Consider the following 21,712-nt stretch of genomic DNA (forward strand, 5'->3'; position numbering starts at 1 on the left):
TGTATCAGTTGTTCGGTATTACCGAACAACTTGCATAGCGATCCAACTGTCGACGTGCATCATCCCACGCTCAACAATCGCCCTTAACGGAATATCCGCCCGTGGTTCTTTCTCAAGCCGCGCACAGGCTTGAAAAGCGGTTTGCATCGCCAGGCTGCCGCAGCTGCTTTTCAACTGATGCGCCAACCGCGACACGCTGGCTTCATCTTCGGCGGCTTCGATAGAGTCCAGCAATGGCAGCGCATGCTGGCGAAAAAGCGTCAGCCAACCGCGCAAAGTCTCAACACCAAACGCGGCGTAATCCTGTTCGAGCTGCGCCTCGTTAATTTCGCTCGCAGGCGTGGATGCCAGAAAATGCACAATCTGCTGACACAGCGTTTCACCCTGTATTGGTTTCTGAATAATGCCGCAGAACAAACTGCCGACATGCCGCTGCATTTCATCGGGCACGCTGGCACTGAAACCGATGCGCTGCATGGCGGGATACAAAGTGGCGAGCTGTTGCGCCAGCTTTATGCCATCAGCATCGGGTAACGCGAAGTCCACCAAAGCACAATCGAAAGCATCGCTCTGCGCCAATATGCTCAGCGCCGCCTGTGCGCTACCGGCAATCGTCACCTGCGCGCCTTTGCGCGTCAGCATTTCCGCCGTTATCTGCTGCGTTAGCGGGTTATCTTCGATGACCAACACATGCAAATGGGCGAGATTGGCGGACGTAGCTGTTGCCGGAGCCGCCAGCGGCGCAGCATTGACCAACGGCAAGCTAAGGCGAAAACAGCTGCCGACATTCGGCTGGCTAATAACGCTCAAGGTTCCCTGCATCGCCTGTGCCAGACCACGGCAAATCGCCAGGCCCAATCCAGTGCCGCCTTTGCCGGGCTGCAGTTGCACGAATGGCGCAAAAATCGCGTCCTGATCGTCAGGTGCGATACCGCAGCCGCCATCCTCCACTTCAACAAACCACTTAGTCGCATCACTGCCAATACGCAGCACAATCGCACCTCGTTCAGTAAATCTCAGCGCATTTATCAGCAAATTCATCACTATCTGACGTAAGCGATGTACATCACCCTGCAGCCAAACAGGAACATCTGCCTCCACATCGATTTTTAGCGCCAACCCTTTGCTCTGCGCTCGCCCGTTCATCAATTGCGCAACGCTATTCAGCAACTGGCTCGGTTCAAATGGCGCATTTTGTAAGGTGATACTTTTCGGGCTGGCCTCGATCGCCGAATAATCGAGAATGTCATTAAGGATAAACAGCAGCGTTTCGCCGCAATCGTTGATGGCCTGCACATAGCGTCGATCGCTGGCGCTCAAAGGCTGATCGGCAAGCAGTTGCGCGGTGCCAAGAATGCCGTGCAGCGGCGTGCGGATTTCATGGCTCATCGCCGCCAGAAACGCCGATTTGGCACGGTTGGCCTGCTCAGCATCAGCGCGGGCCTGATGATGTTCGATGACCAGCGCCTGCAATGCCTCGGTGCGGGATTTGACGAGATCCGCCAGATGCTGCTGTTGATATTGCAGCGCGCGCACATTGGTGCGAAAAGCTTCCATCAGGCGGCTAATGGTGTTGAGTTCGCGGGCATTTTCACTGGCGGGAAAGGGAGAATCGAGATCACCATCCAGTAATCGCTGTAACGCATCGGTTTGCCGCGCTAACGGCTGTGAAATCGAGCGATAAACCAGTCGCCACAGCACTAGCGACAAGGTTAGTAACGCGGTGATTCCCAGTAACACCAGCACCAACGTGCCGAATACGCGTGCACGATTGACCAGGCTGAGTGCCTCCGCGTTACGCTGTTCAACGTCGCTCACCTGACGCCCCATTTCAGCGCTGAAGTGGCTGAAAAGTGTTAGGTTCTGCTGTGATAAATCCTGCAGTTGCGCATATAAGCGCTGCTGTTGATCGCACATTATCAGCAGCGTTTTATATTGCTCAATTCTGTTCAGCGCCAGGCCAATTTCATCGCGAATACGCGGATCTTCCACTCGCTGCTGGCGGCGATGCAGCACCTGTATCAGCTCGGCGAGCGGGGATGTGCCCTGCTCTGTCGCGCCGCTATAGCGCTGCAGTGGCATCACAATTTGCTGCACGCGCAGCGCGGTGAGGCGCAGTTCCCCCATCTGATTGAGGTATTCGAGATCGACATCAATCAGTCGATCCAGCGCTTGCCCCGCCGCCGCGCTGCGCTGATGTTCAATCAAATCGTAAATCCCCGCCTGCGTCGCGCCGGCAGCGGTTGCCGCATTGCTCGCCTGACCCTGCGCCAAATCAGCGATGCGATGCGCGGCGACGGCAATCTCTTCACTTAACTGACGCTGCTGCTGAGTCAGTTGCAGCCGCTGGTGCACCACATCGCCCTGCTGAACGATCGCCTGACGAATTGCAGTTTCCAGTTGCGCCATTGCGCGCGTGTCGAAGCCGTGCGCGCTAAGCTGGCTGAGTAAATGAACGATTTTCTGGCTCTGGCTGCCGAGCATGGCGAACTGCGTCTGCCACTCCTGCTCATCGCGGGCACTGAGCAGCTGCTGGGCCGAAAACAGCTTTTTGGCGCTGGCAACGCTGAGATGGCGCGCAATATTCATGCTCGATAACAAAGATTGCGTATTGGCCTGTTCGACGCGACCAACAATGCGCAGGTTAATCCAGCCCGTTGCCACGCTGAGCAGCGTGAGAAAGGCCATTAAGGCAAAAGCCAGCCATAATCGACGAATTAACGAACTGCTGGTCATGTGGCTCCGCAAGAGAAAACGGTTGAGTTGGGCGGCACCTTGCCACTAGCATTAGCCACAATATTTTTGGGGTTAATTATGCGCATATTCTTTTTACTGATGATGATGCTGGCTGCACCGCTCTCGGCGGCGCAGACGCTGCTGAACTGGCAGGATAATCGCAGCACGCCAGCCGCCAGTTTGCCGGCGCTGCAAGCGTCACGCGCCTGGAAATTGTGCGCACTTTACCCCAACCTCAAAGACGGTTATTGGCTCTCGATCAACTATGGCATGAGTAAGGCGGCGGAGCGTTTGGGTGTCACGCTCAATGTTTTTGAAGCGGGCGGTTATCGTCAGGGCAGCGTACAGCAACATCAGCTGCAAGCCTGTCAACGTTGGGGCGCCGATGCCATTTTACTCGGCAGCAGCGTGGCGCAGTTTCCTGATGCGGCGCTGTTTGCCAAACACACGCCGTTGATTGAGGTGGTCAATGCCATCCAAGATGTGCCGGTGCGCACGCGTGTGGGCGTTCCCTGGTTTCAAATGGGTTATCAAACCGGCCACTATCTGGTTACGCATCATCACAACAAAGCGTGGCGTATTCTGTTGATGCCAGGTCCGATTGACGCGGGCGGCAGCCAGGAGATGAGCGCCGGTTTTCGTGCGGCCTTAGCGGGCAGCGCGCTGGAAATTGTTGATGTGGCTTATGGCGATAATGACATCGAGGTGCAGCGCAATTTGTTGCAGGATCGACTGGAGCGTTTTCCTGAAATCAATCTGGTGGCAGGCACAGCCATCGCGGCCGAAGTAGCGATGGGCGAAGGTCGTAATCGGGCTGCGCCGCTGGAGGTTGCGTCATTTTATCTGACGCATCAGGTCTATCGCGGATTGAAGCGCGATCGCATTTTGGTGGCAGCCAGCGATCAGATGGTATGGCAAGGAGAGTTAGCGGTGGAGCAAGCGGTGCAGGTGCTGCAAGGACAAGATGTGCCGGATAATATCAGCCCGCCGATTCTGGTTTTAACGCCAGAAAACAGCAACAGCGCGCGCGTTGCGCTTTCCCTTTCGCCGCCGGGATTTCGTCCGGTTTACTTCTATCAACGCACTTCCGCCGCCAGCAAATAGCCTTCGCCGTGCTGGGTAACGAATAACTCACTGCGCAATTTGCTACGCAGGCGGCGAATTAACACATCCACCGTGCGCGCATCCGGCTGCTCGACGCGGTTGGAAGTCAGCATACGCAATAACCTTTCGCGGCTAAGAATCTGGCCGGGATTGGTGACAAACGCCACTAACATCTCGTATTCAGCGCGTGTCAGTTTGATCAAAGCACCTTCATGCTCCAGCGTGTGACGGGCAATATTCAGGCTGTAACCGGCAAACAGATAGCTGTTCTCTTCCGGCATCGGCTGCGCCTGACGCGCCAGATCGATGCGCCAAAGCAGATTTTTTACCCGCACCACCAGTTCGCGCAGTTCCAGCGGTTTAGTGACGTAATCATCCGCGCCCATCTCCAGCCCGACGATACGATCAATCTGGTCGCTGCGGCCCGTTACCAGAATGATGCCGACCGTCGATCGCTCACGTAGCGCGCGCGTTAGCTGCAGCCCATTCTCATCGGGCAGATTGATATCGAGCAGTACCAGATCCACCGGCTGCAACAGCATGTGCTCACGCAATCCCGCGCCGCTGGCAGTCACCGATACGCAATAGCCCTCCTGCACGAAGTAATCGCGCAGCCGCGCCTGGGTCACGACATCATCTTCAACAATCACGATGTGATGCGACATCGCTATCCCCGCCATTTTGTTCATAACTGTTCATATTTCTCCGCATTCTGTTCACGCCGCCCGCTGACCTTGTTCATATCTCATCCCTAGAATTGCCGCGCGATGTAGACCATAACAACAACAGGGTTATAGCAATGAAAACACTATGGAAAAGGTTACGCCGACCCAGCGCACGCTGGTCGGTGCTGGCGATCCTGCTGCTTGGGATCGTCATTGGATTGGCCGTTATTGTGGTGCCTCACACCGGGATAAAACTGACCAGCTCAACCGAATTTTGCATTAGCTGCCACGGCATGCAGCAGCCTTACAAAGAGTATAAGCAGTCAACGCACTTCAAAAATCCATCAGGCGTGCGCGCCGAATGCCGTGACTGCCACATCCCGCGCGATATTCCGGGCATGCTAAAGCGCAAGCTGGAAGCAAGTAATGATCTCTATCAGGCTCTGATTGCCCGGTCGATTGATACGCCAGAAAAGTTTGAAGCGAAGCGCTTAATCCTTGCCGAACGCGAGTGGAAGCGCATGAAAGAGAGCAATTCCGCCGTTTGTCGCGGCTGCCATAACTATGACGCCATGGACCACACGCGCCAGAAGCCGGAAGCCGCACGCCAGATGAGCGCTGCCGCGCTGGAAAATCGCTCCTGCATTGATTGCCATAAAGGCATTACTCACCAGCTACCCGACATGAGCAGCGGATTCCGCAAACAGTTCGAAGAGATGCGTAAAACCGCTGACGCCAACAGCAGCGGCGACACCTTGTTCGCGCTCGATATGAAACCGATCTTCGCCAATAAAACCGACAGCGCGCCGTCAGGTTCGCTGCTGCCCGCTTCAGAAGTGCAGGTCATTAAACGTGACGGCGACTGGCTGCAGGTGCAGATCACCGGGTGGACCGAAACCCAAGGCCGTCAACGTGTGCTGTCGTTGCTGCCGGGTAAACGCATCTTCGTCGCGTCTATCCGCGATGATGTGCAGAAGAACGCCAAAACGCTGGAAACCACCACTGTTGCCGCCACCAACGCGGAATGGAGCAAGCTGCAAACCACCGCGTGGATGCAGAAAGGCGACATGGTCAACGACAGCAAACCGATTTGGGCCTACGCCAGCGCGCTCTACAGCGGCACCTGTAATCAGTGTCACGGCGCACCGGATAAAGCGCACTTTGATGCCAACGGCTGGATCGGCACCCTCAACGGCATGATCGGCTTCACCAGCCTGGATAAGCGTGAAGAGCGTACCTTGCTGAAATATCTGCAGTTAAATGCCTCCGATACCGGCGGCGCAGACCAGAAACACTAAGGAAGCGAGCATGAAAAGTATCGATTCATTTAATCACTCACGCCGCCGTTTTCTGGTTCAGTTGGGCGGGCTAAGCGCGCTCGGCATGTTGACGCCATCGCTGCTGGTACCGCGTCAAGCGCAGGCCGCGCCGGGTGCCGCACAAGGCATCCTCACCGGCTCGCATTGGGGGGCGATTCGCGCCACGGTGATCGATGGCCGCTTCGTGAAAGCCACGCCGTTCGAGCAGGATCGCTATCCCAGCAAAATCATCGCCGGTTTACCGGATCACGTTCACAGCACCGCGCGCGTGCGCTATCCGATGGTGCGCGTCGACTGGCTGCGTAAACGCCATCAAAGCGATACGCGCCAGCGCGGCGATAACCGCTTTGTGCGTGTCAGCTGGGACGAAGCGCTGGACCTGTTTTATCAGGAGCTGGAGCGCGTGCAGACCACTTATGGCCCGAGCGCGTTGCTGAGCAGCAGCGGCTGGCAATCTACCGGCATGTTCCATAACGCGGGCGGCATGTTGAGTCGCGCACTGGCGCTGCATGGCGCGTCCGTTGGCAGCGGCGGGGATTACTCCACCGGCGCGGCGCAGGTGATTTTGCCGCGCGTTGTCGGTTCGATGGAAGTCTACGAACAGCAAACCTCATGGCCGCTGGTGCTGGAAAACAGCAAAACCATCGTGTTGTGGGGTTCCGATATGGTGAAAAACCAGCAGGCCAACTGGTGGTGCCCGGATCACGACGTTTACGGCTATTACGCGCAGCTCAAAGAGAAGGTGGCGCAGGGAGAAATCCGTGTGGTGAGCGTTGATCCGGTGGTCTCCAGCACTCACGAATTTTTGGGGCGCGACAAGGTGCAGCACATTGCGCTGCATCCGCAAACCGACGTGCCGCTGCTGCTGGCCCTCGCACATACGCTCTACAGCGAGAAGCTGCACGATTCTCAGTTCCTCAGCACCTATTGCATCGGCTTTGAGCAGTTCCTGCCCTATCTCAACGGTGAAAGCGATGGCCAGGCGAAAGATGCCGAGTGGGCAGCGGCATTAACCGGCATTGATGCGCAGACGATTCGTGCTTTGGCGCGCCAGCTGGCCGCCGATCGCAGCCAGATTATTGCGGGCTGGTGCGTACAACGTATGCAACACGGCGAGCAGTGGGCATGGATGGTGGTGGTGCTGGCTGCGATGCTGGGACAAATTGGCTTGCCCGGCGGCGGTTTCGGCTTTGGCTGGCATTACAACGGAGCCGGCACGCCAACGCGCAACGGCGTGATCCTCAGTGGTTTCTCGGGTTCTACCTCGACGCCACCGCGCCATACAAACACCGATTTCAAAGGCGCCAGCAGCACCATTCCTATCGCGCGCTTTGTCGATGCGATGCTGGAACCGGGCAAAGTGATCAACTGGAACGGCAAAAAGGTTACCTTGCCGCAGCTGAAGATGTGCGTGTTTGCGGGAACCAACCCGTTCCATCGTCATCAGCAGACCAACCGCATCATTGAGGGCTGGCAAACGCTGGAAACCGTGGTGTCGATTGATAACCAGTGGACTGCCACCTGCCGCTTCGCCGATATCGTGCTGCCTGCCACCACGCAGTTTGAGCGTAACGATATCGATCAGTACGGCAACCTCTCCAATCGTGGATTGATCGGCATGAAGCAAATTGTGCCGCCGCAGTTTGAAGCACGTAATGACTTCGATATTTTCCGCGATCTTTGCCGCCGCTTTGACCGCGAGCAGGCCTTCACCGAAGGGCTGGATGAGATGGGCTGGCTGAAACGTATCTATCAGGACGGTGCGAAACAGGGCAAAGGGCGCGGCCTGCATTTCCCCTCTTTCGATGAGTTCTGGCAAGGCAGCGGTTACATCGAATTCCAGGATCCAAAGTTGTTTGTCCGTCATCAGGCGTTCCGTAACGATCCCGATCTGGAACCTTTAGGCACGCCGAGCGGTTTAATCGAAATCTACTCAAAGAGCATTGCTGACCTGCAATACAACGATTGTCAGGGCCATCCAATGTGGTTTGAGAAAACTGAGCGCTCGCACGGCGGGCCGGGATCGGCGCACTATCCGCTGCATCTGCAGTCGGTGCACCCTGATTTCCGTCTGCATTCGCAGCTGTGTGAATCGGAAACGCTGCGCGCGCAATACAGCGTGGCGGGCAAAGAGCCGGTTTACATCAGCCCACAAGATGCCAGTGCACGCGGCATTCGCAGCGGCGATGTGGTGCGCGTGTTCAATGCGCGAGGTCAAGTGCTGGCGGGCGCGGTGGTTTCCGATAACTACATGCCCGGCGTGATTCGCATCCATGAAGGTGCATGGTACAACCCGGATCGCGGCGGCGAGATTGGCGCGCTGTGCAAATATGGCAACCCTAACGTGCTAACGCTGGATATTGGCTCCTCGCAGCTGGCGCAGGCGACTAGCGCGCATACCGCGATTGTGAATATAGAGAAGTATCAGGGTGAAGTTGCAGCGGTTAGCGCGTTTAGCGGTCCCACCGAGATGATCGCGAAATGTGACTACATTCCAAAACCTGAAGAAGCGAGTGCCAGCTGATGTCCGGACACTTAACCCCTCAACATTACGCTTGCTTGTATAGCTGGTTCGCCGGGCTGTTTGCCCGCGAACTGGATGACCAGCATCTGGCGCAGTTGCAGAGCCCGGATGTGGCACTGTGGCTGGAACATATGGCGACACACCCTTCACTGCAGGATGCGGTGCTGGCGTCACGTAATAGCATTGCGGCGCTGAACCTGCGCCCGGATGCGCGTCTGGAACTGGCGGCAGATTTTGCAGGCCTGTTCCTGATGTCACCCAGGCAGGCTGCGCTGCCTTATGCGTCCTGCTATCAGCAGGATAATGCGCGCTTTAACCAGGCGGCTTGTGAAGAGATGCAGCTGTTATTACTGCAGGCTGGTTTAGAGCGCGACCAGGCATTTCGTGAGCCGGAAGATCATCTGGCGATTTGCCTGGAGTTGTTGAGCCATTTGAGTTTCGCGGCTAGCGAAAATGGGCCGAATGCAGCTGCCTGTTTGGTGCTGCGTGACAAGGCACTGAACCTATTGTGGAGTTGGCTGCCCGCGTTCACCACACACTGTGTTGAACATGATCCCTTTGGATTTTATGCCGCACAAAGCCAGCTGCTGCTGGCGATTGTCGCGCTTGATAGCAGAGATTAACCCCCGCAAAGCAGGCGCAATATTGTACCGCGTTGCGCCTGCGCTTTACTTCCCCACCAATCTCCGCCACTTTGCTCCTTCATCGCATTGTGGAGCCTGGCATGTTAATCCATCCAACTGATACTCTGACTTTCTCGGGCAATCCGCGTCAGGCTGAGCTGCGTCAGCGCCTGCTGGAGCCGGATGCGCCGAAAGTGATTGCCGCTGCGTTAGCGAAACAGCTGGACCGTGAAACCTTCACGCATCGCCATGCAGCTGGGCAGCTTTTCTGTTTGAAACAGGGATTAATGACGGTGAAAACGCCGTCCGGTATTTTCGCCAATCCGCCGCGACTGGTTGGCTGGATTCCGCCCTACTTTGAACATGCGATCATTGGGCCGGGCCCGGTGCTTGGCTGGACGGTATTGGTTGACGACGCGCTGGCCGCGCCGTTGCCAGATCATCCGGTCCTGCTCTCCTGCCCGTCGGTGCTGGAGCCGCTGGCTGAAAGGCTGGCAACCTTGTCGCCCGATCACTGGGGCAGCGCGCGCTACAATCGCCTGAGCGAGGTGTTTCTGGATGAGTTATATGAATCGACCGAACATCCACTGACGTTACCGTTGCCGGCACAACCGCGCTTGCTGCAGATTGCACGCCTGTTGATGGACGATCCCTCCGATACCCGCACCGGGCCAGAACTGGCGCACTGGGCGGGACTCAGCCCGCGCAGTTTGAGCCGTCATTGGGCCAGCGCGGTGGGAATGAGTTTGACGCGATATCGCCAGGTTTCACGTTTACTCAAATCACTGGAAGGATTAGCGGCAGGCAAAAGTGTGCAGCAAGTGGCATGGCAGGTCGGATTCGATAGCGTTAGCAGCTATATCAGCGCTTTTCGCAGCGCGTTTGGTTCAACGCCCGGCAAATATTTTACGCCGCCAGTCGATTCTGCGGATGCAAAAACAGCAAGCTAGCAGGCCCATCTATCTCCGGCAAGGTGTGCTGATATTTACGCCGGAACGCGCCGGGCGGCAGATCGAACATGCGGCGGAAAGTGCGGCAATAAGTTTGCTGCGAGTCGAAGCCATATTTAATGGCGATATCCATCAGCGGCATGTTGCTGTTCAACAGCGCGATCACCGAGGCCGTTAACTTGCGCTCGCGAATGTAGGTGCCAAGCGCGACGCCGGTGTAACTGCGAAACAGCCGCTGCAGATGCCACTGCGAATACCCGGCGCGACGTGCTACGGTTTCCAGAATGAGTTTCTGCTCAATGTTATCCTCAATCCAGAGCATCAGTTGCTGCATAAAGGCGGCGTGCATATCCATCTTTCCTCCTGATGTCGAAATGAAAACAGTGATAACGATAAATCGTCGCACATCCCGTAGCGGCGCGATTTATCGCACAATGAATTACGCCGCTACGATCAGTGCGCTCTGAAATTTCGGTTTTCAGCAATTAACTGACAAGCATTATAAGAAGACGTTAGCTGGCTATGTGATGCTCAAAAGCCAATAAATAACGATAACTCGCCAATTTGGCGCTTTATCATTCAGGCCGAATATTTCATCATCCCTGCTGATAAAGAGAATGGAGAACGCAATGAAAGGAATTTACCCCGCGCAGGAGAGCGATTTCGAGGCGATAACCACGGTGTGGGAAGCGTCGGTGCGGGCGACGCATCATTTCCTGCAAGATGCGGATATCCGCGCTCTGCGCCCGCTGGTGCGCGAGCAATATTTGCCGATGGTTGAGCTGCGTATTTATCGCGATGAAGAGCAGAGCATTGTCGGTTTTCTCGGCGTGGCGGAAAATCGGCTGGAGATGTTGTTTGTCGCGCCGCAAGTGTTTGGTCTGGGCATAGGCAAACAGCTGCTGCGCTACGCCATCGAACAACTGAATGTCAGCGAACTGGATGTGAACGAGCAGAATCCGCAGGCGCTAAGTTTCTATCAGCATCAGGGATTTGTTATCACCGGCCGCTCGCCACTAGATGGACAGGGAAATCCTTTTCCGCTGCTTCATCTGCGCTATGCGCAGTGAATTAAATAGTCGCACCCATTGAGAGGCGATAATGCAGGTCGACCTGCTCGATGGTGGGCTGCTGGTTGATTTTTTTCAGGATGATCTCCGTCGCCACTTTTCCCATCTCAAAGCGCGGCGTGATGACGCTGGCTAAGCGTGGCGTGGTTGCCTGGCCGATCTCCAGCCCGTGAAAACCGGCAATCGCCATCGCTTGCGGCACGGCAATGCGCGCCGCCTGGCACTCCTGCAGCACGCCGACCGCCAGATCATCATTGGTACAAAGAATCGCATCCATCTCCGGATAGAGCTGGCGCGCCAGCGTCATCATGCCAGTGCCAATCGATACCGATGAGACCTTGTTCGGCACAATCCGCCCTGCGGGCAAACCGGCCGCTTCAACCGCATCGCGATAACCGGCGTAACGTTGCTCATCACGACGATCGGACATCGAACCAAAGTAGATAACGCGCTGTTTGCCGCTGGCCAGCAGCATCGCCGTCATATCGTAGCCGGCGCGATAGTTATCGAAGCCAACATTGATGCGTCCGCGTGCTTCGGTCAATCCCATCACTTCTGCCACCGGAATGTTGGCAGCGTTAAGGTATTTTTCCGCGCGTACGGTGTGCACTGATTCGGTCAGTATCAGCCCTTTGATGTTAAAGGCTAAAACCGTGGCGATCTGCTCCTCTTCACGTTGCGCGTTGTAGTCGTAATTGACCACCAACGTTTGATAGCCGTGCGCGCTAGTCACCGATTCAATGCCCGCCAGCAGGTCGGCAAAGATTTGATTATTAAAGGAAGGAATCAACACGCCGATGCGCGGTGGGTTCTGTTTGGTCGCCGCGACATTATCGGTATCCGCCACGTAGCCAATTTCGGCAATCACGCTGGCGATCTTCTCCGCCGTTTCCGTTTTGACCTTTTCCGGCGTGCGCAGATAGCGACTTACCGTCATTTTGGTGACGCCCGCCAGGGTAGCAATATCGTCCAGAGTGATGCGCTGCGTTTTCATTACGGCGTCCGCAAAGAGGGGCTGAGAATCAACGTATTATGCCCGTTGCCTGTTAAAAAATGAAACGCGGCCGTGCGCTCAGTCGGGTGAAATATAATCGGCAAAGCGCCGTGCATAACAGAATGAAAATTCCAATAAAAAGCAAACTTTGCAATGTCCTTACAAAGTGAACTGATGAAAAACCTATCATTTCATTAGGCTATAAACATGCCCCTGACGACTTATTCAGCAATTTTCGCAACCCTCTTCACACTTTTCGGAAAAAATGATCCAAAAACCATCATTTAGAACATATATTCCAACACGAAGACCTCGCGTGAATAAAAGTTGAACATCTAAACCTACACCACCCTCTTTCTGAACAAGCAACGTTCAGGCCGTAGAGACAAGGGGCTATAACAATGGATACCAGGCAAAAACGCTACAACATGAAGTATGTCATTCTCTGCTGTACTGTCGCGGCATTCGGCGGTCTGCTGATGGGATATGACTCTTCAATTATCTCCGGTGCAATCGAACCCTTAAGTGAATATTTCCAGTTATCGCCCGCTGAAACCGGCTGGGCCGTTTCCAATATCCTGCTCGGCAGTTTGATCGGCTGCTTTATGGCACCGCGCCTCAGCGACAAACTGGGACGCAAAAAATCCCTCGCCATCACCGCCCTGCTGTTTACCGTTTCGGTGATCGGGACGGCGCTGGCGCATAACTTCACTGTATTCGTCATTTTCCGCATGATTGGCGGATTAGCGATTGGCCTGGCCTCGGTGATTTCGCCTATCTATCTGGCGGAGCTGTCGCCTTCCAGGTTTCGTGGCCGTACTACCGCGCTGTATGCGGTGTGCTGCGTCGGCGGACAATCGGTGGTGTTACTGACTAACTACTTCATCACCAAATCCACCTTGCCTGACGTGATGATCAATATGGGCTGGCGCTACATCCTCGCCACGGCGCTGGTGCCGTGCGCGCTGTTTATCCTGTTCATCGCCTTTATCCCGGAATCGCCGCGCTGGAACGTGCTGAAAGGCAAGTACGATGAAGCGCTGGATACGCTGACCAAAATCTCAAACCGCGAGCATGCCGAGAGCGTGTTCAATGAAATCAAACATTCGTTTTCTGATAAAACCGCGCATCAGCACAAATCGCGTCTGCGTCTGGATAAAACCACCATTCCACTGCTGATCGTCGGTATCGGTTTGGCGGTGGGTAACCAGATCAGCGGCATCAACGTGATTCAGTACTTTGGGCCAACCTTGCTGAAAAACGTCGCGGGCAGCACGGACTCAGCGCTGCTGCAAACCTTCTGGCTGTCGATTTGTCAGTTCATTGGCGTGCTGGCGGGGATGATGCTAATCGATAAAGTTGGTCGTCGTAAGCTGCTGCTGCTGGGGGCCATCACCTCCTGCGCGTGCCTGACCTACTCCTTCATCGCCTTCTATTACCACCTGCCGGGCATGCTGGCGGTGATTGGCCTGTTCGCGTACATGATTTTCTTCGGTATGACGTGGGGCCAGATCGTCTGGACGGTACTGGGCGAAGTGTTCCCAACTGAGATTCGTTCGATTTGCGTGGGGATTTCCATCTGCGCGATGTCGATGGCCAACTTTGTTATCAGCAGCACCTTCCCGATCATGAACAGCAGCCCGATGCTGCTGGATATATTCCACGGTGGCTTCCCGCTGTTGCTGTTCGCGATTTTCTCGCTGGGGATGTACTTCTTCACCTTCCGCTATCTGCCAGAAACCGCCGGCGTGTCGCTTGAGAAGATTCATGCGCTGGTACTGCGTAAATTTAACGCTGAAGCAGATCTGCCGAAGACGACGTCCACTGCGAAAGCGAGTGGGTCGTTTGATATTCCGAGGCATTAAAGCATTTGGTCGCCATCAATGGCGACCCTACGGGATCATTGATGGCGCCTGTTTAATTCAGGCGCTCATACTGCTCAATCACCGCCAGCGCTAAGCCGTTGGCCGGATCGATACGCAGCGGCAGGAAATGCAGCGCGGTGTGGGCAAAGGTAAAGGCCAGCGTACCGGCCTGCGCCGCCTGTTGCACCGCCTGCACGAACGCCGGCTGCGCATTCCACGGCCCATCAATAATGATGCTGGCCGGATTCACCAGCTGCATCACCTGACTCAACGCGTTGCCCAAATGGGTGCCCGCCTGCGTCATCACCTCTTTCAGGATTTCCGGCTCGCTATCACCATTCTGCCAACGCAGGCCCGGCTTGCGTTTTGCCAACTGCTGCTGAATGGCCGGTTTGCTCACCAGCGTTTCCAGACAACCTAAGCGTCCGCAGCTACAACGTTCGCCGTTGGGTTGCACCGTAAGATGGCCGATCTCACCCGCCGTCCAGCTGCTGCCGGTAAACACTTCGCCCTGCTCGACCAGCGCGCCGCCCAAGCCTTCTGAGATACGCAGATAGAAATGGCTTTGCGACTTATTCAGTTCGAGTTGCTGCACCGAGAGCAGCGCGGCGGCTTTGACGTTATTCATGATGCGCAGCGGCAGCGGCATCTCGTGGCTGAGGATGGTCATCACATCCACATTCTGCCAGCCAAGATGGGCGGAAAAATGCACCCAGCCACGATGGGGATCGATGATACCGGGGAAGCCAATCGCCACGCCGAGCAGCTCGGGATGCGCCGCGTGCAAGGTCTGACACACTTCCACCAGCTCATGCAGTAATTGCTCAGGATCGCTGGTTTCCGTGCGCCAGGTTTGCTCGGCAATCACCTGCGAGTAGTAGTCGCACACGCGCCAGTGAATCGCCTGGCGCTCCACCATGATGCCGGCGCTTTTCAGCTTTTCCGCGCGCAGCGAGATTTCGATTTTAGGGCGGCCGGCTGAAGCGACGCTAACCGGGCCGAGCTCATTGATCAGCCCGGCTTCCAGCAAATCATCGACAATCAGTGAAACGGTGTTTTTGCTCAGCTCGAGCGCTAATGCCAGATCCTGGCGGGAGGTGATGCGGGTGGTGCGCAGTTGCGTCATCACCCGCTTCAGGTTGTTCAGACGAAGTAGTGCTGGACCTTTACCGGCTGCTTTCATAGCACTCCTCAATACTCATCACCGCGCACACGGCTGCGATAACTTTCCCAGTCAAAGCGCACCCACAAGCTGTTGCCGAGGCGCATACGATCCATCACGCGTTCACCCAACAGCGAATTCATGCCCGCCGGATCGAGGTTCGATAACATGCCGGTCGGGCGTTTCGACGATGAGCGGCGATCAACAATCTGATTGATGATCACTTTTTCATAGCGCGATTCGCTCTGCATGCCGATCTCATCGATCACCAGCAGATCCACATGGCTGAGATCGTGCAGCAGGCGCTCTTCGGTTAAATCGCTGCCGCCGCTGAAAGTGCCCTTCATGCTCGACATCAAGTCGGCCACGGTGACAATCAGCACGCTTTTACCGCGAATAATCAGATCGTTACCAATCGCTGCAGCAAGGTGGTTTTTACCGGTGCCGGGACGGCCAGAGAAAACAAAACTGGAGATGCTATTTTCAAATCCGGCGGCGTATTCGCGCGCCATCGCCAGCGCTTTACGCTGCCCATCATTTTCCACGCGATAGTTGTCGAACGAGCAGTTCATGTGCAGCTCGCGGATGCCCGAGCGCCCCATGATGCGCTGCATTTTCATCGCGCGGTTTTCCCGCACAATCGCTTCCGAGCGCAAACGGCCCTGCTCCTGATTCCAGGCCAGCAGCTCCGCGCCGTTTTTGAATTTCGGCTGCACTTCGGACGGCATCATCTTTTTCAGGCGGCTAAAAAGATCGTTCGGCGTTTTCATTACTCACCTCGGAATCCATCGGGAATATCGTAATCAGTATTGCTGATTTGCGTGAGATCGCGCTTTGGCTGCCCGCCATTGGCGGCGCGATTCATCTGCACGCTGCGCGCTAACTTCTGCTGCCACTGCACATGGTGGAACAAACGGCCTTCCGCCTGCCAGTACGCCACAAACGTGGCCAGCTCGGCGGCAGTAACGGCTTCACTCAACGCCACGCCCCAGATGGCGGCCTGACGTTGAAAATCGCTGTCCGGCTGCCAGCCTTCATACATCGCGAACTTGCCAACCGGTGTAGCGATAGGCGCGCTATCGGTCTGAAACAGACTCTCATCCAGCGTGACATCATTGGGCTGCTGCGTGGCGGCTTCCAGCGCCAGCAGCTGCGCCAGACGCTGCGGCGTAAGCGCATAAAATGCCGGCGTATTGTTATGCAGCACCGCCAGCGTGCCGTTATCGGCCTGCTGCAGCACGGCGAGCGGGTCATGGCAGAAGCCATCCAGCCCCACCAACGTTGAAGATAAGATTTTGACTGACATGAAGAAACCTGACGTTAACCAGCATGGTGCGCCGGGTGGTTAATTCAGCCCGACGTAATACGCTCAGTGTAACTGTTTTAGCGCGGCGGATCGCGCGCGATTTAGAAGCTGGCGCTGACGCCAAGGCTGTAGATGAACTGCTCACCGCTGCTCACCGCACCGGTTTGCGCGAAGGAAGCAAAGGCAGCCATATTTTGCCCCAACGGCATATTGGCACCGACGCTGACATCCACCCAATTGTTTTCCCGGCCATTCATGTCGTCAGCGTGTTCACGGGTGGGTGAAGGCAGCTCTTCATTCACCAGATGGCTGTAGCTCACCTGTGCCCACGGCGATATCCAGCCAAAGCTGGAATCCACGCGCCAGCCGAGCGAGGCAATATGCTCGGCATTATTGCTGTCCACGCGTTCACACTTCGGGCAGCTCAAAGTCGAATCATCTACCGCAAACTGCGCCACCGGCCCGGTGCTCACCGCTTCACTCATCGGCATCGACCAACCGGCCGAATAGCGATTCACAAAGGGCGCGGCGCCAACGCTGGCGGTTTCATTGTGCATCACCATCGCGAAGTCGTTCGGCGAATTGAGCGCAGCGTCAAACAGGTTGGCATCGGGGTTTTCTGTCAACATCAGATGATTACTGGAAATTTTTTCAGCAAGTATTGCGTTGTAATCGGGCGCGCTATTCTGGCTGGATTGATCAAAGGCATAGGCATTCCCGGCCAGAAAAAATAGCCACCAACCGCTAAAAGCCAGCGCAATTTTGTGCTGGCCTGTCCGCTGACTTTTCTGCAACATTAAGGACTCCTGACGAGCCGGGAAGAGAGGGGCGTTTAGGTTTTATAAGATCTATATCGGCGCCCGTTGTATAACTATTAATCGAATTTGCTATACGTCAAGGGATCTATCGCTATTTCATATGCTAAGGGAGTGATGCAATGCAGCGTTGTGGCTGGGTAACTGAGGATCCACTGTATCTGGCGTACCACGATCAAGAGTGGGGCGTGCCGCAGACCGATAAGCGAGTCTTATTTGAAATGGTCTGTCTGGAAGGCCAACAGGCGGGGCTTTCATGGATTACCGTGCTGAAAAAACGCGAAAATTACCGCCGCGCCTTCCATGAATTCGATCCTGATGCCGTGGCGTTGATGGATGAAAGCGACATGGAACGTCTGATGCAAAATGCGGGACTGATTCGCCATCGCGGCAAGCTGGAGGCAATCATCAACAATGCGCGCGCATTGCTGGCGCTGGAAGCCACCGGAGAGGACTTTTCGCGCTTTATCTGGTCTTTTGTCGACCATACGCCGATTTTGCACCGTTACGCGAATTATAAAGACGCGCCAACCACCTCCGAGCCCGCCATTGCGCTCTCTAAAGCACTTAAGAAGCGTGGTTTTAAATTCGTCGGTCCCACAACCTGCCACTCATTTCTACAGGCTTGCGGCTTAATTAACGATCATCAAACCAGCTGTTTCTGCCATCCTGATAATCTTTAAAGCAAAAGTTTACAAATTAAGACTGACCCTCACGCATTTCCCCATAATTGAACGGCATAATAGTGCCGTTTTGGGGCTTTTCCCCGTTTAAATCTGTGAGGGATTTTTCATGAATAAGCGTATTTTGGCGCTGACCTTGTTATTGAGCGGCAGCCTGGCGCTGTCGGGTTGTACCACCAATCCGTATACCGGCGAATCGCAGGCGGGCAAATCGGGCATCGGTGCCGGCTTAGGTGCGGTGTTAGGCGCGGGCGTGGGCGTGCTGTCGTCGTCGAAGAAAGATCGCGGTAAAGGCGCGCTGATTGGCGCGGCATCCGGTGCGGCACTGGGCGGCGGCGCGGGTTATTACATGGATGTGCAGGAAGCGAAACTGCGCGACAAAATGCGCGGCACCGGCGTCAGCGTGACGCGTCAGGGCGACAACATCGTGCTCAACATGCCAAATAACGTCACCTTTGATTCCAACAGCAGCAACCTGAAACCGGCGGGCGCTAACACCCTGACCGGCGTCGCGATGGTACTAAAAGAGTATCCAAAAACCGCCGTGAATGTGGTGGGCTACACCGACAGCACCGGCACGCGCGCGCTGAATATGCGCCTGTCACAGCAGCGTGCTGACAGCGTCGCCAGCGGTCTGATTCTGCAGGGCGTGGCGCAGAACCGCCTGCGTACTCAGGGTTTAGGCCCGGATAATCCGGTCGCCAGCAACAGCACTGAAGACGGTAAAGCACAGAACCGTCGCGTTGAGATCACCCTCAGCCCGCTGAGCTAAAAGTAAAGCCGATCTGCGCCAGCAGGTCGGCTTTTATCACTCTTTTTCGCCACTTTTGACGCCACCTTTGTCAGAAAAAGCTAAAAAATTCGTAACTGATAGAGCCGCCTTTTCCTTTATGCTAGCGTGATCAAAAATTGATCAATGGGACGCTATCATGTCACTGAAAGCCATCGCCGCTACCCTTGGCCTCTCTGTTACTACCGTGAGCCGGGCGCTAAATGGCTATGACGATGTAGCGGCCGTCACGCGCAAACGCATTGAAGATGAAGCGCAAGCGCGCGGTTATCGTCCCAACGATGCGGCCCGTCGCCTGAAAACCGGGCGCGCCAATGCGGTTGGACTGCTCTTTCCCATCAGCCACGCCTCGCTCAATGACAGCTACTACAGCCAAATGCTGCTGACGCTGGATCAACGTCTCGCGCAGCACGATATTGATCTGCTGTTGCTACCCGATAAGCCGCAGGAGCTGCAACGCAAGCTGATTCGCATGCTGCGCAGCGGCGCCATCGATGCCCTGATTTTAACCCACACCATGCCGCAGGATGCGCGTTTGCAACGCCTGCAACAGAAAGGTTTCCGCTTCCTGACGCTGGGTCGCAGCGAGCTGCCGCAGCCGTACGCGTGGATTGATTACGATAATCACGCCGGTACTTTTCTCGCGGCACAACACTGCCTGCAACAAGGGTGGCCGCGTCTGGCCTATCTCGGCAGTAACGAAACGGCGACTTACATCCTCGATCGCCGCCAGGGTTTCATTGATGCACTGATTCAGCATCAGGCGCCGGTCGATCAATCCCTGATGGCCGCGCTACCCGCCACGCGCCGCTCCGGCTATCAGCAAACCAATGTCTGGCTGGCCCAAGGCGATGCGCCGCAGGCGATCATCACCGATTGCAGCACGCTGGGTGAAGGAGCCGCGATTGCGCTGCAGCAAGCGGCCCGCCTCAAGGGCGCGCAGGCGATTCCGCTGTATGTGTATGATGGATTGCCGCCCGATTCGATTGTCGATCAGCCGGTGAACACCATTCTGCAATCATCCCAGCAGCACATTGGCGAGCGCATCGCCGAAATGGTGCTGCAACTGCTGGATGATGCGCCGCTGAGCGAGCTGCAAACGCTCTGGCAACCGGTGCTGCGACTCACTTCAGACACGCAATGATTGCGACTGGCCTGAGCTGTGTTAGTCTTCGCCTGTTTCTTTTCAGCAGGTGTAAGCAATGAAAACCAGGCCGCCACGAGCCACAATCAGTGACGTTGCCCGTACGGCAAAAACCGGTAAAACCAGCGTTTCCCGCTATCTGAATGGCGAAGTGAATCTGCTCTCGCCCGATCTCAAAGCCCGTATCGAACAGGCCATCGCCGAACTCAACTATCGTCCCAGCCAGATGGCGCGTGGACTGAAACGCGGCCGCACGCGTTTGATTGGTCTGATCATTGCCGACATCACCAATCCTTACTCGGTTGACGTGTTGAGCGGCATCGAAGCGGCGTGCCGTGCGCAGGGCTTTACTCTGCTGATGTGTAACACCAACAACGAAGTCGATCTCGAACAGCATTACCTGCAACTGCTCAGCAGCTATCAGGTGGAAGGCATTGTGGTGAATGCCGTGGGCATGCATGAAGAAGTCCTTAATCGCCTGCAACAGTCGATGCTGCCAATGGTGTTGATCGACCGTAAAATTCCCGATTTCGCCTGCGATATGGTGGGGCTCAACAACGTTGAAGCCTCCACAATTGCGACTCAACATTTGCTGGATAACGGCTATCAAGCCCTGCTCTTCCTGAGCGAGCCACTTGGCAGCGTCAACACCCGACGTGAACGTCTGCGCGCCTTCTACGACACGGTGAACAGCGCGCCACAGATTGCGGCAGAGAATGCCGAAGTGGCGCTGCATCAGCCCGACGCGCTGGAAAAACAGCTGCGCGCGTTCCACCAGCGCCATCCTGACAAACGCTGTGCGGTGATCGCCGCCAACGGCGCGCTGACCTTGCAAGTGGCGCGCGCGCTGCAGCGCCTTGAGCTGCGCTGGGGCGAAGCGATTGGCCTGCTGGGCTTTGACGAACTGGAATGGGCGGCGCTGGCGGGCGTTGGCATCACCACGCTGAAGCAGCCCACCTGGCAGATTGGCTACGCCGCGCTGGAACAAGTCATTGCACGCATTGAAGGCAGCGAGCAATCGATCAGCGAACAGCTCTTCTCCGGCGAGCTGATCGTGCGCGGCTCCAGCCAGCCGCTGCGCTAACCTCCCCTTTTATGGCTCACTTCGTGAGCATGATCATAATTTCACGGTCTGCCTCTTCTCTTTGGAACCGGTTCCATTTAGGTTTTTTATAACGAATGGGATGTGGTCATGCCCGGAGAAACGTGATGAAACCAGAAATTATTGTTGTAACTGCCGCATACGGCGCGCAGAAAGTAGCGGAATTGGGTGGCCAGACCGCGCTGTTGCCGCTGATCAAACAGGCGGGCGCGGATGGCGTCGAAATCCGTCGCGAGCTGTTCAACGAAAACGAACTCTGCCTGCTGCACGGACTCGGCAATGCGATTTCCCAGCATCAGCTGAGCGCCAGCTATTCCGTGCCGGAAGCGCTGTGGCTGGATGATGGCGCGCTGAATCCGCGTCTGGCGCAATTCCTGCAGGAGGCCGAACAAATCGGCGCTAAGCGCCTGAAAGTGGCGCTCGGTCATTTTGTGGAGCTCGATGCCAGTGCGCTGCGCGCTGTGTTGAACGCCTCAACGGTGACGCTGGTGGTGGAGAACGATCAAACCCCGGACAGCAAACTGGCGCCGATGCTGCGCTTCTTCCATCAGGCTTGTGATGCCGCATTGCCGCTGGATATGACCTTCGATATGGGCAACTGGCAGTGGACCGGCGAAGACGGTTTGCAAGCCGCCGCGCAACTCAGCCGCTACGTTAGCTACATCCACGTTAAAACGGCGGTGCCGCACGGTGAGACTTTCCGCGCTATCGCGCTGGATCAGGCCGACGATAGCTGGCGCTCGCTGCTGAACGCGCTGCCAACCGACGCACCGCGCGGCATCGAATTCCCGCTGGAAGGCGCGGATTTGCTGGCGGTCACGCGCCATTACGTTGACCTGCTGCGTGCAGCGTAAGGAGCC

General features: G+C 56.1%; 20 protein-coding genes. 12 read left to right on the forward strand and 8 right to left on the reverse strand.

Going from position 1 to position 21,712, the window contains the following annotated elements; translation table 11 throughout:
• Window positions 1–18: 18 nt before the first annotated feature.
• Window positions 19–2,736 carry a TMAO reductase system sensor histidine kinase/response regulator TorS gene (torS, locus tag RTM06_RS02915; RefSeq protein ID WP_312179839.1) on the reverse strand — a complete coding sequence of 906 codons (2,718 nt, stop codon included), beginning with the start codon at window positions 2,734–2,736 and terminating at the stop codon, window positions 19–21.
• A gap of 78 nt (window positions 2,737–2,814) precedes the next feature.
• On the opposite strand from torS, the gene torT reads away from it, so the two are divergent.
• The gene (torT, locus tag RTM06_RS02920) at window positions 2,815–3,840 is read left to right on the forward strand and encodes a TMAO reductase system periplasmic protein TorT (RefSeq protein WP_312179841.1); all 1,026 of its coding nucleotides are present in this window, start codon (window positions 2,815–2,817) and stop codon (window positions 3,838–3,840) included.
• Here torT and torR read toward each other — a convergent pair.
• Window positions 3,813–4,505, reverse strand: a complete 693-nt coding sequence (torR, locus tag RTM06_RS02925; RefSeq protein WP_312179843.1) for a two-component system response regulator TorR — start codon at window positions 4,503–4,505, stop codon at window positions 3,813–3,815. The genes torT and torR overlap by 28 nt on opposite strands.
• A gap of 134 nt (window positions 4,506–4,639) precedes the next feature.
• Between torR and torC the strand changes: the two genes are divergently transcribed.
• From torC to RTM06_RS02945, 4 genes are all read left to right on the forward strand, one after another.
• Entirely contained in the window at window positions 4,640–5,803 is a 1,164-nt protein-coding gene (torC, locus tag RTM06_RS02930; protein ID WP_312179845.1) for a pentaheme c-type cytochrome TorC, read from the forward strand.
• A 10-nt stretch (window positions 5,804–5,813) separates the two neighbouring features.
• The gene (gene torA / locus RTM06_RS02935) at window positions 5,814–8,348 is read left to right on the forward strand and encodes a trimethylamine-N-oxide reductase TorA (protein WP_312179847.1); all 2,535 of its coding nucleotides are present in this window, start codon (window positions 5,814–5,816) and stop codon (window positions 8,346–8,348) included.
• A complete protein-coding gene (torD, locus tag RTM06_RS02940; protein ID WP_312179849.1) occupies window positions 8,348–8,971 on the forward strand; it encodes a molecular chaperone TorD in 624 nt (207 codons plus the stop codon). Before torA ends, torD begins: the two co-directional genes overlap by 1 nt.
• A gap of 101 nt (window positions 8,972–9,072) precedes the next feature.
• Window positions 9,073–9,921, forward strand: a complete 849-nt coding sequence (locus tag RTM06_RS02945) for an AraC family transcriptional regulator (RefSeq protein WP_312179851.1) — start codon at window positions 9,073–9,075, stop codon at window positions 9,919–9,921.
• On the opposite strand, the gene RTM06_RS02950 is transcribed toward RTM06_RS02945, so the two are convergent.
• The gene (locus tag RTM06_RS02950) at window positions 9,878–10,276 is read right to left on the reverse strand and encodes a helix-turn-helix domain-containing protein (protein WP_312179853.1); all 399 of its coding nucleotides are present in this window, start codon (window positions 10,274–10,276) and stop codon (window positions 9,878–9,880) included. The genes RTM06_RS02945 and RTM06_RS02950 overlap by 44 nt on opposite strands.
• A gap of 274 nt (window positions 10,277–10,550) precedes the next feature.
• Between RTM06_RS02950 and RTM06_RS02955 the strand changes: the two genes are divergently transcribed.
• Window positions 10,551–10,991, forward strand: coding sequence for a GNAT family N-acetyltransferase (locus RTM06_RS02955; protein ID WP_312179855.1), 441 nt, complete (start codon window positions 10,551–10,553; stop codon window positions 10,989–10,991).
• Window position 10,992: 1 nt separating this feature from the next.
• Here the strand turns inward: RTM06_RS02955 and RTM06_RS02960 are convergent, their stop codons facing one another.
• Window positions 10,993–11,985 carry a LacI family DNA-binding transcriptional regulator gene (locus RTM06_RS02960; protein WP_061720021.1) on the reverse strand — a complete coding sequence of 331 codons (993 nt, stop codon included), beginning with the start codon at window positions 11,983–11,985 and terminating at the stop codon, window positions 10,993–10,995.
• Between the two features lie 401 nt (window positions 11,986–12,386).
• On the opposite strand from RTM06_RS02960, the gene RTM06_RS02965 reads away from it, so the two are divergent.
• Window positions 12,387–13,850 (forward strand): sugar porter family MFS transporter, encoded by a 1,464-nt coding sequence (locus RTM06_RS02965; protein WP_312179858.1) that lies wholly within the window; start codon window positions 12,387–12,389, stop codon window positions 13,848–13,850.
• A 52-nt stretch (window positions 13,851–13,902) separates the two neighbouring features.
• On the opposite strand, the gene RTM06_RS02970 is transcribed toward RTM06_RS02965, so the two are convergent.
• The 4 genes from RTM06_RS02970 to RTM06_RS02985 form a co-directional block, all read right to left on the reverse strand.
• A complete protein-coding gene (locus RTM06_RS02970) occupies window positions 13,903–15,033 on the reverse strand; it encodes an ROK family protein (RefSeq protein ID WP_265301455.1) in 1,131 nt (376 codons plus the stop codon).
• An 8-nt stretch (window positions 15,034–15,041) separates the two neighbouring features.
• Window positions 15,042–15,782 carry a DNA replication protein DnaC gene (gene dnaC, locus RTM06_RS02975; RefSeq protein WP_007893471.1) on the reverse strand — a complete coding sequence of 247 codons (741 nt, stop codon included), beginning with the start codon at window positions 15,780–15,782 and terminating at the stop codon, window positions 15,042–15,044.
• Window positions 15,782–16,318 (reverse strand): primosomal protein DnaT, encoded by a 537-nt coding sequence (gene dnaT / locus RTM06_RS02980; RefSeq protein ID WP_265301452.1) that lies wholly within the window; start codon window positions 16,316–16,318, stop codon window positions 15,782–15,784. Before dnaT ends, dnaC begins: the two co-directional genes overlap by 1 nt.
• Before the next feature lie 101 nt (window positions 16,319–16,419).
• Window positions 16,420–17,115: an autotransporter gene (locus tag RTM06_RS02985; RefSeq protein WP_312179860.1), complete on the reverse strand. Its 696-nt coding sequence runs from the start codon at window positions 17,113–17,115 to the stop codon at window positions 16,420–16,422.
• Window positions 17,116–17,255: 140 nt separating this feature from the next.
• Between RTM06_RS02985 and RTM06_RS02990 the strand changes: the two genes are divergently transcribed.
• The 5 genes from RTM06_RS02990 to RTM06_RS03010 all read left to right on the forward strand — a co-directional run bounded on the left by RTM06_RS02990 (window position 17,256) and on the right by RTM06_RS03010 (window position 21,706).
• Complete coding sequence (locus tag RTM06_RS02990) at window positions 17,256–17,816, forward strand: DNA-3-methyladenine glycosylase I (RefSeq protein WP_256697926.1); 561 nt, start codon at window positions 17,256–17,258, stop codon at window positions 17,814–17,816.
• 109 nt (window positions 17,817–17,925) lie between these two features.
• A complete protein-coding gene (locus tag RTM06_RS02995) occupies window positions 17,926–18,588 on the forward strand; it encodes an OmpA family lipoprotein (RefSeq protein WP_008105270.1) in 663 nt (220 codons plus the stop codon).
• Between the two features lie 157 nt (window positions 18,589–18,745).
• Window positions 18,746–19,750, forward strand: coding sequence for a LacI family DNA-binding transcriptional regulator (locus RTM06_RS03000; protein WP_312179862.1), 1,005 nt, complete (start codon window positions 18,746–18,748; stop codon window positions 19,748–19,750).
• A 58-nt stretch (window positions 19,751–19,808) separates the two neighbouring features.
• Window positions 19,809–20,834: a LacI family DNA-binding transcriptional regulator gene (locus RTM06_RS03005; protein ID WP_265301444.1), complete on the forward strand. Its 1,026-nt coding sequence runs from the start codon at window positions 19,809–19,811 to the stop codon at window positions 20,832–20,834.
• Between the two features lie 125 nt (window positions 20,835–20,959).
• Window positions 20,960–21,706: a sugar phosphate isomerase/epimerase gene (locus tag RTM06_RS03010; RefSeq protein ID WP_312179863.1), complete on the forward strand. Its 747-nt coding sequence runs from the start codon at window positions 20,960–20,962 to the stop codon at window positions 21,704–21,706.
• Window positions 21,707–21,712: the final 6 nt, after the last annotated feature.

The organism is Pantoea sp. CTOTU46764 (assembly GCF_031974595.1).
Taxonomy (GTDB): Bacteria; Pseudomonadota; Gammaproteobacteria; order Enterobacterales; family Enterobacteriaceae; genus Pantoea; species Pantoea trifolii.